Genomic DNA, 14,739 nt, shown 5'->3' on the forward strand with positions numbered 1-14,739 from the left:
TAGGTACTATTTATTAGACTGATACCTATACAGAGAATTTATAATTTTGGAATCAATTTCAGAGCCAAAGTTTCAGAAAAACTTAATAATACCAAATAAACCAAAGAAATTCTTAACACAAAAATTTCATCCCTTTTATTAAGATGAAAATTAGTACTTCCCGCTCGTGATTTTTAAGTTTTTTGAATTTTTGTATCATTTAATCGATAATAGAACTTTAATATTTATTTCTTTAGCGATTCACTCATAAAGAACTTTAAATTTTTTTTAAACATATGAAAACAAGGGGAAATTACATGGGATTTAAAGCCCTCCCTACACTTATTTCTTTATTTATTACATTGTTAATCTGGTTTGTGATTCCTGTACCCGCAGGTGTTGATCCTGATGCATGGCATTTATTAGCGATGTTTGTAGGTGTGATTGCCGCAATCATCGGTAAAGCTATGCCAATTGGTGCAATTGCGATTCTTGCTATCACCTTAGTCGCTGTGACAGGTGTTACCAATGACAGCCCAAGTGGAGCCATTCAAGATGCCCTTAGTAGCTTTGCTAACCCACTAATCTGGCTGATTGGTATTTCCATCATGATCTCTAAAGGTTTGCAAAAAACTGGATTGGGTGCACGGTTAGGCTATTTATTTATCGCAGTTTGGGGCAAAAAAACCATTGGTATTGGCTATAGCATGGTGCTTTCCGAACTCATTCTCGCCCCTGTAACACCCAGCAATACGGCACGTGGTGGTGGAATTATTCACCCGATTGTACTGGCAATTTCTACTAGTTATGACTCCGATCCTGCTAAAGGCACTGAAGGTCGGATGGGAAAATACTTATCATTGGTTAACTACCAAGCCAACCCGATTACCTCTGCAATGTTCATTACAGCAACTGCCCCTAACCCATTAGTAGTTGATTTAGTGGCAAAGGCTACCAATAGTGATATTTCTTTAAGTTGGAGCACTTGGGCACTGGCGATGTTAGTACCTGGATTAATTGCTTTAATCATCATGCCTTTGATTATGTATTTGATGTATCCACCCGAAGTCAAAGAAACACCTAATGCAGCTCAGTTTGCTAAAACTAAATTAAAAGAAATGGGACCGGTCAGTAAAAATGAAATCATTATGCTTGGTGTATTCGGTATTTTATTGATGCTATGGGCGGGTATTCCTGCCATGATTTTTGGCTCCGCTTGGGCTGTTGACCCAACGACGACTGCTTTTATTGGTTTAGGATTATTGCTACTTACAGGTGTTTTAACTTGGGATGATATCCTGACTCAAAAAAGCGCGTGGGATACCATTACTTGGTTCGCTGCATTAGTCATGATGGCAACTTATTTAAATAAGCTTGGCTTGATTACATGGTTCTCTAGTATCTTAGAAACCAGTATTGGCCATTTAGGTCTAAGCTGGATGCCAGCTTGTTTATTATTAATGCTTGCCTATCTATATGCACATTATATGTTCGCTAGCACTACGGCACATATTACCGCGATGTTCGCAGCCTTCTATACGGCAGGACTTGCACTCGGTGCACCGCCAATGTTGTTTGCTTTAATGATGGCAGCAGCTTCAAGTATTATGATGACATTAACCCATTACGCGACCGGAACTTCACCTGTAGTGTTTGGTTCGGGTTACACCACACTAGGTGAATGGTGGAAAGCTGGCTTTGTCATGAGCGTGGTTAATATCATTATTTTTGTAGTAATTGGCGGACTTTGGTGGAAAGTGTTGGGTTATTGGTGATTTTATAAATATGGAGGAATATTCTTATGCTAATAGGAATGTTTCTCTAAATTTAAATGCGAATGTATAAATAATATTACCATCAGTATAAATATCTCTTAATCTTAAAAATCTTTTGCCTAATTTTAATTTAAATAAGAATTCTCTCTATCAATCAAGGCATTCCACTCTTCATGACTATAAAGTTTAAGATTGGTCAATTGGGTACCTACTAGTAAAAAGTGATCATCCCATGTCAATACTTCTCTGCTGTCCTCTAACGTTCTGTTTGAAAAAATGGGAAATAAAATCTCGTTAAAATGCATTATTCCAATTTCAAGTAAATGCTTCACCTCTTTAGGATTCTCAGGAATTGAATAAAAGACAGGTATATTTTTAATTAATTTAGAGGCGATTTCGCGTGGTTCAGAATAGAAATCATCTAAATACCATTTTTCGTCATCACATCTCCATAAATATGCATCAAAACTATTTTGCTTAATTAATAAGGTTTCAGTAATGGCATTCGGGTCTTGATACCAAACAATAAACTCTAGAGCCTTTGTTGGAATTATTGAAAACGTCGGTAATTTTAGATAAGGATAATCTTTTAATATTATGGAGAATAATTGCTGAATTGAGCTTTCCAACTCTTCAATTTTTTGTTTTTTATTCAAAATATTTTCTAATTCAAAAATATTTTTTTCTATATTTAAAATGCTTTTCATTGTTATAAAAAATAAGGGCTGATTAATCAGCCCTTATTTTATCTTTTTGCTCAAGCAAAGCATAGCTTTGCTCTTTCGCTAGGGGAAAAGCCTATCGGCTTTTCTTAATCCTAGCTCATTAAGTCAATTGAGCAGCAGAGATTTTCTTAGTATCAACTTGATCAGCTTCTTTAGTATATTCGCTCATCTTGTCGAAGTTTAAGTATTTGTAGATCTCAGCAGAAGCGCTGTCGATTTGCGACGCGTACTGTTGATATTCTTCTGGGCTTGGTAATTTACCAAGAACCGCAGCTACAGATGCAAGCTCAGCAGAAGCTAAGTAAACATTTGCACCTTGACCTAAACGGTTAGGGAAGTTACGAGTAGAAGTCGATACACATGTTGTGTTCGGCGCTACACGTGCTTGGTTACCCATACAAAGTGAACAGCCTGGCATCTCAGTACGCGCACCAGCACGACCATAGATGTTGTATAAGCCTTCTTCCATCAATTGGTGCTCGTCCATACGTGTTGGTGGAGCCAACCATAAACGAGTAGACAATGAGCCACTAGGTACTTTGTCAAGTAACTGACCCGCTGCACGGAAGTGACCGATGTTAGTCATACAAGAACCGATGAATACTTCATCAATCTTGTCGCCTTGAACGTCAGAAAGAAGTTTAGCGTCATCTGGATCGTTCGGGCAGCAAAGAATTGGTTCTTTGATGTCAGCAAGATCGATTTCGTAAACTTTTAAGTATTCAGCATCAGCATCAGCTTTTAACAAGCTTGGGTTGTCTAACCACTTCTGCATGTTTTCAGCACGACGCGCCATTGTACGAGCATCGCCATAACCTTCTGCGATCATCCACTTCAACATGGTGATGTTAGAACGTAAGTATTCAGCAACTTTCTCTTCTGAAAGTGTGATTGAACAGCCAGCAGCAGAACGTTCAGCAGATGCATCAGAAAGTTCGAATGCTTGCTCAACAGTCAAGTCATTTTCCATTTCTGATAAATCGATCTCAAGGATACGCCCAGAGAAGATGTTTTTCTTACCTTTCTTCTCTACAGTTAAGTCACCCGCTTGAATCGCGTAGTAAGGAATTGCATGTACAAGGTCACGTAAAGTGATACCAGGTTGCATTTTACCTTTGAACTTAACAAGTACAGACTCTGGCATATCAAGTGGCATAACACCAGTTGCAGCTGCGAATGCAACAAGACCAGAACCCGCAGGGAAAGAAATACCGATTGGGAAACGAGTATGTGAGTCACCACCAGTACCAACTGTATCTGGAAGTAACATACGGTTTAACCAAGAGTGGATAATACCGTCACCTGGACGTAAAGATACACCACCACGGTTCATGATGAAGTCAGGTAATGTATGGTGAGTTGTTACGTCAACTGGTTTTGGATATGCAGCAGTGTGACAGAAAGACTGCATTACCAAGTCAGCAGAGAAGCCCAAGCACGCTAAGTCTTTTAACTCGTCACGAGTCATTGGACCAGTTGTATCTTGAGAACCAACAGTCGTCATCTTAGGTTCACAGTAAGTACCCGGACGGATACCTTGACCTTCAGCTAAACCACATGCACGGCCAACCATTTTCTGAGCTTGCGTGAAGCCTTTACCAGTGTCAGCAGGTTGTACAGGTGTACGGAACAATGTAGAAGGTGCAAGACCTAATTCTTCACGTGCTTTAGTTGTCAAACCACGACCAATGATCAAGTTAATACGACCACCAGCACGTACTTCGTCTAAAAGTACTGGAGTTTTAAGTTCTGCTTCTGAAATTTGTACGCCATCTTTAAAAGCAGTAACTTTTGCAGCAGCGTGGTCAATTTTCAATACAACTTCGTCGCCCATGTTCATGTTAGCAACGTCGATTTCTACAGGTAATGCACCTGCGTCTTCCATTGTATTAAAGAAAATTGGAGCGATTTTAGAACCTAAGCACACACCACCATCTTTTTTGTTTGGAATGTGTGGAAGTTCGTCACCGAAGAACCAAAGTACAGAGTTAGTTGCTGATTTACGTGAAGAACCTGTACCAACAACGTCACCAACATAAGCAACTTGGTTGCCTTTCGCGATGAGTTCTTTGATTTGGTTTAATGGACCAACTTCACCTGGTTTTTCAGGATTGATACCATCACGCTCGTTTTTCAACATTGCATTTGCGTGTAATGGAATATCTGGACGGCTCCAAGCATCTTGTGCTGGAGACAAGTCATCAGTATTTGTTTCACCAGTTACTTTGAACACAGTGATTTTAATTTCTTCTGGAACGTCAGGACGGCTTGTGAACCATTCTGCGTCTGCCCAAGATTGTAAAACAGCTTTAGCATTGGCATTACCCGCTTTTGCTTTATCTGCTACGTCATGGAATGCATCAAATACAAGAAGTGTTTTCTTTAACGCTTCAGCAGCTAGGCTTGCAAGTTCAGCATTATCAAGAAGCTCAACAAGTGGTGCTACGTTATAACCACCAAGCATCGTGCCAAGTAAGTAAACTGCACGTTCTTTAGAAACGAGTGGTGAAGTTGCTTCGCCTTTTGCAATCGCTGCCAAGAACGCTGCCTTTACATAAGCTGCTTGGTCAACACCTGCAGGAACACGGTTTTCAAGCAAATCAACCAAAAACGCTTCTTCGCCTGCTGGTGGATTTTTTAATAGTTCAACAAGCTGAGCTGTTTGAGCATCATCAAGTGGCTTCGGTGGGACTCCGAGTGCGGCACGTTCTTCAACGTGTTGGCGGTAAGCTTCTAGCACGGTGTTCATTCCTCTTTTTTTGAAAAATTACTTGCAAATTCCAGCTTTCTTAAAAAGCTTCACAAGTAATATGGACTATAAAAGTTTACTAGAGTTCAAGGTAAAAGTTAATGAAAACGGGGTGTTTCTCCGTGATGCCCATTATTTTGTATCTAAATACCCATGTATAAATAATAAGCATATTAGCCAAATTTGGGCTATTTTTAAGCAAAAATGCCTTACATGAGAGGAAATTCAATAACCTTACACAATTAGAACGATTTATATTTTGGCATTTTGTCATGAGGTGTTGCCAAACACTCATCCATCGCTTGCTTTCTAACTTTTTCTTGGAGTGCTTGAGAATCTTTAGTCAGTTCTTCTTTTGGAATTGCATAAACTTTTTCAATAATATTAAGAATGAACTTTTTCGTAATGTCATCTTCAATCTTATTTGCATGCTCAACTGCTTGAGTTTTTTCAATTGCTTGCTGACGATCAAAAACAATACTTCTCGCTGCATTTCCTACGCTAGTACAAAAGCCATGCCACTGCTCTTCGGGTGTTAAAGGCTTCTTTTCTGAACAACCGACAAAGAATAAGCTCATTGCAATCAATAAAATCTTTTTCATCATTTCACTACACTAATTATTGCTGTCGATATCATACGGAAAATCATCAGTTTTGCAAAAATTGCCATAAAAAAACCGAGATAAAAACCTCAGTCTTTTTATATCAAGCATTAGAAATGCCAAGTTTTTAATTCGGATCAATTGAAAAATTTGATATCCGTAGGTGTTGATATTTTTGCTGCATCACCAGCAGGTTTTAAGGTGCCATTTTTTGCATCAAAGCGAAATAAACTAATGTTATTACTAAAAACGTTTGTCACATATAGGTATTTACCAGACGCATCGAAGGAGAAAGCCCGTGGTTCAATACCATTCGCTTTATAAACTGTTGGTTTACCTAGCAATCCATTCTGTTGAATTTTAAATACTAAAAGTTTGTTGTCTGCACCACGATTGGCAGCAATCACGTATTTGCCATTTGGACTGAGGATAATTCCACTCGCGCTTTTAAATTCAGGTGTTTTGTCTTCGTGAATTAGTTTTAGCTCAGCCACTTTTTTCAAATGACCATCTTGCACATTAAATGTCACAATTTCACTTCGCATTTCTGCGGTAACGTATGCATGTTTGCCATTTGGTGAAAAGACCATATGACGTGGACCAGAACCGTGCTTAAAGGTCACATCTCGACTGCTGTCCGCTTCAAGTGGTTGAGGCTTATTTGGGTTATAACGAAAGGTATAGACTTTGTCATTTCCAAGATCGCTAGCATATAAATACTTGCCATCTGGGCTGAAAGTTGTCGAGTGTGCATGACCACTCTCCTGACGCCCTTTAACATGACCAGAACCTTCCGCGAAAACAATATTTTGAACCATTTCACCCAAATGGCCGTTTGGCAAAACTGGCAAAACAGCCACCCCACCACGACCTTTATCGAATGCCGAATAGTTCGACACAAATAAGAATTTACCATCTAAACTGATTGATGCGTGTGTTGGATGTCCACCATGGCTATTCACTGTGTTCAACACTTCTACCTTACCATTTTGAACTGATAAAGCAGTCACCGCTCCTTCATTCTCTTCATTAGTCGTATATGCAAAACGACCATCTTTCGATTTTACAATCCAAGAAGGACTTTTCATTTTCAACACATTAATAGGAGTTAAAGTTCCATTGCTATTCACTTGAAGCTGGTACAGACCTTCACTGGCTTGTTTTGGTTTTTGCACAAGCGGTGCATCAGGGATAGATGTCCATGTCCCCACTAAAGCGATTTGTTGTTGTGCGGCATTTACGGCGGAGCACCATCCAAATGACAAAAGCGTCAACGACAATGTTGCTGTTAACTTGTGAATTAGCCCACGATATTTAATATTTGTATCGTTGTCCTTGCCATATTTTATTTCAACATAAGTATCTATTTTCACGTTTATTTCCTTGAAAAAATTCACCTTATTTGCACTTATCAACAAGGTATTATCAATCTAATTTCATTTAATGTTTCTGAAAACTAATTTATAAAACAGCAATTTTCAAGTGAATTTTCTTTAATCAGAAGTCTACTCAAGGTGGGCTTACTTTTAAGAGAATCGATGGTTTATATAGTAAATATTCAACTTTTTTAAATGTTATGAAGGTGTTATTAAATTAAAAGCCCACTTGAAGTGAGCTTTTAATTCATACATTTAGAAGCGCCAGTTGTAGAAAAGATCGATCGCTCTTTCTAAAGATTGACTTGCTTCTAGGTATAAACGGCGGTTCATTTGATAACGTAACGTAAGCTTGTTGACTGGAGTAAACACACCTACACCATAACGAATAAACAGATCAGGTGTAATATAGCCAGTTAAACTCACCTGAGTATCATCACCTGTACCTTGAGCATCTAAAGCTAATCCACTTAGACCGAAAGTACGTCCAATCTGGTTAGTTAAGGCACGTGTACCGCCCAAGCCCATACTGATACCCGCAGCAGCAATGGTGTTATTTACATCAGATTTAAACCCTTCCGCATTACTTAAACCACTTGAACCTTCATTAATACGTCCCGTAACGAGCGCATTTAATGCTTCTTGCTCAGATAGTCCTGCATCATTATAAACCTGAATGTTTGGCGATGTCGCAGTACCTGTAACACGTACCCCAACCATACTACCCTGAACATTTTTGTTTGCATCTATATCTAATGTTGGGTTTGCCAATGGACCATTAAAACGTGCAATCGCTCGATTCAAATCTAGACTTTGTCCATAAGCTTCAATTTTCACTTTTTGACTGACACCAATTGCCCCGTTAGCTCTCATTGCAGTCTCATAGCCACGTTGGCTTAAATTTAGGCGACCAACTAATGGAATATTACTGTTAAAGCCTTGGAATATTACTTGCTTTCCAATATTAACAGTAATATCAGCTCGGATATCCCAAGGTTTAGCAGCACGTAAAATTGCAAGCGGGTCTTGGCCTTGTCGAACTATGCGGACATCTGATGAGGTATTAATGACTGGAGCAGTTGTTTCTGGCATTGAAATTCGCGCACGAGGAACATCCACCGATCCTTTTAAGCTTAAACGCTTATCGAAAGGATACATATCAAGTGTAAGGTTTGGATTAGCAATTGCAGTAATTAATGGCGCCTGACGTACAAGTAAATTATCACCTTTGAGGTTTAATTGAAGACGCGGTGCATCTTTCCATTCAAAACTGCCTTTTAAAAGCCCCACACCTTGACCACTGTTAAATGCTCCATCAATGGTTGCCATATTCTGACGAATTGATGAGTAAACCTGAACATTAGTTAAATTAACTGGCAGCGAAATCATACTGATTGCACCATTTTTCAGGCGCATTTCACCAGTAAACTGTGGCTGAGTTAATGTACCATTGACCTTACCTGCTAAAGCCAAGGTTCCACTTAGTGTGCGGACATCTTGAATAAATGGTTTCAAGACTTTTAATTGAACATCATTAAAAGCGACCTCACCATGCATTGGCATTGATGGCTGGAATGGATTGATAATAACATTCGCATATCCCGTACCAATATCAGGTGTTTTAACATCAACACGGAACAATAGACCTTCTGATACACTTTTTGCAATAACACTTAGCTCATCATAAGCCAGAGTAGTTGCAGGGTCTTGAGGATCTTCAGCAGCTAAACCAATTTCACCTTTACGTGTAATTAAACGTGCGTCAAGTTTTGGATTGCCTCCATTTACCCACGATGCCTTGGCATAACCATTTAATTGTCCAGTCATCGCTAAGCCTTCTGGCATAAATGCCGCGAAGTCACTTAAATCCATGTTTTGAGTTACAAATGAAATATTACCGCGGGCCTTACTTACTCGTACTGGCTGGTCAAAGCAGAGCTGGCTATTCACACTTTGCCAGCAGTGTTGACCTACATATAGCTCAGACCGTGCCGAAGAATAAATCACTGGAGCATTTTGATTTTGTGCTAAACGAATGCGTTTTGAATCAAAACTTCCTTTCTGAATTTGACCTAACCAATCATTATTTTGGTTAAACCCGCCCGCCAACTGAACATAGAATTTGGAAATACTATTATTGCCGAGTACTTTCAATAGATGCGCTTTTCTTGTTCCAGTTAAATTCAATTCGGCAGACTGAATTTGTCTATTTCCACTCCGCAAATTATCTAATTTTGCGGTTAATTGAGTCGGTGTTGTTTCCGATGTTGGAAGCTCCCCTTGAATACTCAACCGCTTCACACTTACTAAAGTATTAAATGCAAAGTTATCTACCGCGATATTTGCTGTTGCTTTTAAACGTGGTTGTGATTGAACATTTAGGTCGCCATAAGCTCGACCACGCAACCCTGGATATAACTCGTAGAGTGCGGGTGCATTGAGCTTGATTTTTAGATTTTGTGCATTACCTGTCGCTTGTAGCTGATTCTGCCCGTACACTAAAAATAAATTATTGGCTTCAAACTGCTGAGGTAAAAAGCCTTTTTGATTAGAATCCATCAATAAAGATAAATTACCCTTACCGCGAACAGGTTTATTATTTATAAAGCCAGCAAGATTCAATTGCTGAATATTAATTCGTTTCAAATGATCTGACCAAACCCCTTGGGTTTTCAGATTCCCTGAAAGTTCACCTTTAATACTTGAGACAAAATATTGTGGTTTAAAGCGTACCAATGAACTATTAATATCCCATGCAATGCGATCTTTTAAATTCACAGAACCTGTCGCATAGATTTTCCCAGCTACACCATCATGTTGTAACTGGTTAATTCGAATAAAATCTGGCGTACCTGCTATAGAAAACTTCAATAAACCATTTGCCTGTTTTAAGGCTTTTAAAGATCCATCATAATTAACCGCAAAACCTTTAAAGCCACCACCAGCTTTCACATCATGGAATAATAATGCTGCTGTACTTTTACCACCTAAAGTTACAGTCTCTTGACCCGCCTGAGCCAGTCGACCCGTTAAATCAATTTTCTCAAATTGAATGATTTGCTGGTTTGGTTTAGCAAAACCATTCGCTTTAATCGAACCATTTAAAAGATTAACAGGTGCTGCTGCATGAATACTTTGTGGGTTAAAATCTTTTGCATTTAACAATGCGTTCCAAACCAACTGACGTTTTTCGGTAGGAAGCAACACTTTAGCCTGACCAGTTAAACTACCTTTTTCAGCAGTAAAACTAAAATTGGGAACATTTAAAACATTATCTTTAACATTCAAGTTGGCTAGATATTGTCCTGCTGGCAATAAAGTTTTTTCATGCTGATATACTTTTGTAGCAACTTTAATATCTTGCTGACCATCACGTAATGTTAAATCAACCTGACCACTGTCACTGCTTAACCATCCAATATAAGGCATTGCACGGTCTATTTTCGTCCAAGCTACATTCATGAGCATCGGTTGAGGTTTATTATTTTTTTCTGGCGCCTGATTAAACTTGAGTTTCCAAGACTCATAACGATCAAAATCAACATTAGCAAATACTTCAGTACCTTTTTCCAAAGAGCCGGTTGAAGCAACAGCAGCATCTAAACTTGGCGGTAAAAAGTCTTGAACAACCTGAGGAATTGCTTTGTCTTTAGGATTAATATGATCTAAACGGCCTTTGATATCCCAAGTAACATGATCTTTCCAGCTCACCAAACCTTTAAGGTTAACAGTGCCTTTCATGACTTGGCCATTAAAATCGGTAATATTAAGTTGATGAACCAAGTCAGTATTCATTAAAGCGTTGTATTGACCTTCAGGTAAATTCTCACCCTTTAAATCTGTATCAACTGCTAAATTAAGTTGTTTAATATCGCCTTGAAACTTGATCACACCATTTTTTGCAAATAATTTTTGTTCAACCAATAAGGGTAAGTGATAATTTTTGAGTAATAACTGACCTTGCATTGGAACTTCATCACGAACAGGATGTAATACCACCCAACCCGTTAACAAATCGGGAGTTGTTGTTGCAACACCAGCTTTTAAAGTATCTAAACTTCCGCGAGCTACGACTTTAATATTTTGAATATTTAAACTTTTTAAAGATGGGATTCTTAAATCTGCTGTCGCATTTAATGGATATTTACCGCTGAAATCCATTTTTCCTGTGGCATTGTGGACTGAAAGATAGCCCATATCCATGCTAGATTTTTCAAATTCCAGTTTGGTCTCTGACCAAACTGTATCTTGCAAATGAACATCATGAAAACTTACATCTGAGGTCGCTAACTTAATCTCTAAATGATCAACATCGGCTTCATCAACACGTAGAACAAATGGCAACTTAATAGGCTTAAATTCGAATGCTTTACCAGAGGGCGGAGTTTTATTAATAATACGTAAGTTACGCACATCTGCATGGCTCAAATGCACTTCTTTTTCCAATAATAAAGAGCGCCATCCTAAACCTACGTCAGCTCTATCTAATGAAACATCAACGTCCTTTAATTGCACCAAAACATTCTTAAGAATAATTCCGCGCAGTAAGTTCCCGCCTTCGTATTCATATTTAATTATTTTCTGAGCTTCTAAAACCCGATCTAATAAAAAACGACTTCCGCGATCTGTTGACATCATGATCACTAACGAAGACGCTAATAATAAAAATATGATCAATATCGTCAGCACGAAACTACGCAAAATGCGCCGCTTCTTAGGTGAACTAGGTGCCGAAGTTGGCTGCTGTTCTACATCCGCCATAAAATAAACCTAATAAAATTTTATTTTTAAAGTTGTGGGCCTATAAAGAAATGTAAACGAATCGGATGGTTTTCATCTGAAATACCCGAAGCGACATCTAAACGGATTGGCCCGATTGGAGACTTCCAGCGAATTCCAACCCCAACGCTATAAGCTGCTGGATTACTAAAGTCTTTATCATAGGCATTACCAAAGTCAGAGAAAACAGCGGCTCGCCAACCGTCCTTAAACTGATAGTTATATTCTAAAGAACCGATAGCCAAAGCTTGTCCCCCAATTTTATATCCATCTACTTCTGGGGAAAGACTCTTATAGTCAAACCCACGAATGGTTTGGTCACCACCCGTAAAGAATCTAAGATTGTACGGAACTTTGTCAAAGTCATCGGTAAAAATGTAGCTAAGGTCAGATCTTCCAACGAATTGATGATCATCATTTTCGCCAAGAGAATAAATAAATCTCCAACCCGCACTTGCTATTGCCATATTGGCATCGGACAGTAAACTCTCGCTACCTAATTCTACTTTATAGGTTTGTTTAAAAGCCTTAGTTGGGTTCAAACGTGTATTACTAGAAGTTTTAGAAGTTTCATAACTAAATAATAATGCTTCTTGCTCTGATGCGGCAGTTTTAAAAGCATCTGGTAATTCAGAAATATCAACATTACCCTGTTGGGTTAAACGGTCTAAACGATAGCGGACACCAAAAGTATGTTGCCAGTTCCCTAACGGACGTTTAATGATACGCTCTCCACCAACAACAGCGGATTCAGTAAGTAAACTTACATCTGGACCAATATCATCACGTGTTTCACGCTCATATCCGCCCACAATATTAAAATAGTCATTTAACGGGTGTTTATAAGGAATACTATATCGGCCATCAATAGATTGACGAATTTGTGAGACTTCCAAGTTGGCATCAAAAGAATGACCATATTTATTTACAATAGAACGACGATACTGACTACGTAGACGCGCACCCGTATCGGTCCCGTAACCAACACCCGTTTCTAAACTATTTAGCTTATCTGCATTTAAAGTCACAATGACTGGAATTCTTTTAGTTTCACGTGCTTGTGCTTGTAAGCGGTCCTGTTCAGTTTCTTGTTCATCTTGCTGAACTGACGCACTTTGCAACATAGCAGTTTGAGGTTCTGCTTCTTTGGCCTTTTGTGTTCCTGCAAACTGTTTTTCATCGACTACGTTTTGTGTAACTTCTTTATTAGATGTCGCTAATTGACGTGCTTTAGCCAGTTGTCGTTGTTCAGGTGAAAGCAAATTAGACTCATCAACATCAATATTTTGCTCATCCACTAAAGCCTGCAAATCTGGCGGTAACTCAAGTTGTTTTTCAATTGGATCAGGTTTGATACTATCAACCAAAGTGTAATTAAAATAACGAGAGTTTGTTAGGTTGTTTGCTAACACATTTACTCGCCAAAATGCATAGTCATCGCCGTCTTTCCAAGGCGCCATACTTTCTAAAATATTCAAATTTAATGGCAAAGGTTTCGATGGATCACTCATCCGAAACTCAACCTTATCTAATTTGTAACGCTCACCTGTTTCATAGCGTAAGTTAATATTAGCTTTATTTTCTGGCTGGCTCACTTTCACATCATGCAACCGCCAATAAGCATCAAAATAACCGTTATCAGACGCTGCATTAACAATACGATCTTTAGTGGTTTCATATAAACCATGGTTAAAGATATCACCAACATCCTGATCAGGAACTAAGCGAATAACCTGAAATTGTGGTTGCTTTTCACCAGCCCCACTAAATTCGATATTTTGCTCATTAATTCGTACTGGTTCATTTGGCGTAACCTTAACACGAACCCGACTCGGACTTAATTTTTCAAATCGGAATTCCGCATTATAGTAACCAACTGCTTGTGCGGCCTGATTACATAACGTTCTGAGCTGAGGTAAAGCTGCATTGAAATCTTCAAATGACTCTTGAGTAAATGTCGATAGCTTACCTTTAATATTTTTAGCCAGCACATCTGAAGCACCTTCTACATCTGCACTAATACGCGGCACTTGCTCTATCGGAATTGCACGTGGCGGACGAACTTTATTTAAAATGCGCTTAAAGAAACCCGCTTGCTCAGGCGGTTCTTCGGCCTCTGGCGTTAACTCTGGTAAGGTTTTTCCAGTTTCATTGGCTTCGACTACAATCTTGCTATCAGATTGAATCTCGTGCATAAGCTGGTCAATATTTACAGGTGCTTGTTTAATTTCTTGTATTTCAGACTGCGTCGCATCACTTACCGTTACTTCAGGTAGCTTCTGAGTCCCATTTTGAAAACTCTGCGCTTCATTTTTAGCTTCTTCCGCTACCCTATAAATTTCATTTGCCATGTTTTGGTCAACAGGCATATCTGGTAAATCTTCGAGATTATCCAGTGTAATTGGCTTAAATTCGTCAATTTGATTTGGAAATTGTTCTTGTTGTTGCAATATAGCCAAGCTATCTTGTTGTTGCTGAGCCTGAGTCACAAGTGTAGCAATATCTGTAATTGGCGCAGTATTTTGCTGATCTACCGAAGCTAATTGTTCTGCTGAAGTATCAGACACAGTTGGGCTTGCAGTTGACGAACTAGCTGCAACAGAAGTTTGAGCAAAACTTGGCGTTACACAAACACTTAACAACAAGCTGCTACAAATAAGTTTAGGAATCCCCTGCATTTTTAAAATTAAATGCATAGAATGAGCGAGAGTTGACTGTTTAAACTTAATTTTAGAAGGCATAGAAAACTCTAGA

Annotated in this window: 6 protein-coding genes and 2 pseudogenes; 1 reads left to right on the forward strand and 7 read right to left on the reverse strand. The window is 38.8% G+C overall.

Annotation, left to right across the window (positions count from 1 at the left end):
• Positions 1-296 precede the first annotated feature (296 nt).
• Positions 297-1,754 carry a DASS family sodium-coupled anion symporter gene (locus ASF86_RS07700; RefSeq protein ID WP_056480950.1) on the forward strand — a complete coding sequence of 486 codons (1,458 nt, stop codon included), beginning with the start codon at positions 297-299 and terminating at the stop codon, positions 1,752-1,754.
• A 125-nt stretch (positions 1,755-1,879) separates the two neighbouring features.
• On the opposite strand, the gene ASF86_RS07705 is transcribed toward ASF86_RS07700, so the two are convergent.
• The 7 genes and pseudogenes from ASF86_RS07705 to ASF86_RS20250 all read right to left on the reverse strand — a co-directional run.
• Complete coding sequence (locus ASF86_RS07705) at positions 1,880-2,461, reverse strand: hypothetical protein (protein WP_056480952.1); 582 nt, start codon at positions 2,459-2,461, stop codon at positions 1,880-1,882.
• A gap of 118 nt (positions 2,462-2,579) precedes the next feature.
• Positions 2,580-5,219 carry a bifunctional aconitate hydratase 2/2-methylisocitrate dehydratase gene (locus tag ASF86_RS07710; protein WP_004643279.1) on the reverse strand — a complete coding sequence of 880 codons (2,640 nt, stop codon included), beginning with the start codon at positions 5,217-5,219 and terminating at the stop codon, positions 2,580-2,582.
• 251 nt (positions 5,220-5,470) lie between these two features.
• Entirely contained in the window at positions 5,471-5,833 is a 363-nt protein-coding gene (locus tag ASF86_RS07715) for a hypothetical protein (protein WP_081407576.1), read from the reverse strand.
• Between the two features lie 134 nt (positions 5,834-5,967).
• Positions 5,968-7,203, reverse strand: a complete 1,236-nt coding sequence (locus ASF86_RS07720) for a lactonase family protein (protein WP_056480954.1) — start codon at positions 7,201-7,203, stop codon at positions 5,968-5,970.
• 258 nt (positions 7,204-7,461) lie between these two features.
• The gene (locus tag ASF86_RS07725) at positions 7,462-11,967 is read right to left on the reverse strand and encodes a translocation/assembly module TamB domain-containing protein (RefSeq protein ID WP_056480956.1); all 4,506 of its coding nucleotides are present in this window, start codon (positions 11,965-11,967) and stop codon (positions 7,462-7,464) included.
• A gap of 26 nt (positions 11,968-11,993) precedes the next feature.
• Positions 11,994-13,046, reverse strand: a pseudogene (locus ASF86_RS20245) (autotransporter assembly complex protein TamA); the annotation flags it as partial.
• A 99-nt stretch (positions 13,047-13,145) separates the two neighbouring features.
• Positions 13,146-14,726, reverse strand: a pseudogene (locus tag ASF86_RS20250) (POTRA domain-containing protein); the annotation flags it as partial.
• Between the last annotated feature and the right edge of the window lie 13 nt (positions 14,727-14,739).

The organism is Acinetobacter sp. Leaf130, assembly GCF_001423205.1.
Taxonomy (GTDB): domain Bacteria; phylum Pseudomonadota; class Gammaproteobacteria; order Pseudomonadales; family Moraxellaceae; genus Acinetobacter; species Acinetobacter calcoaceticus.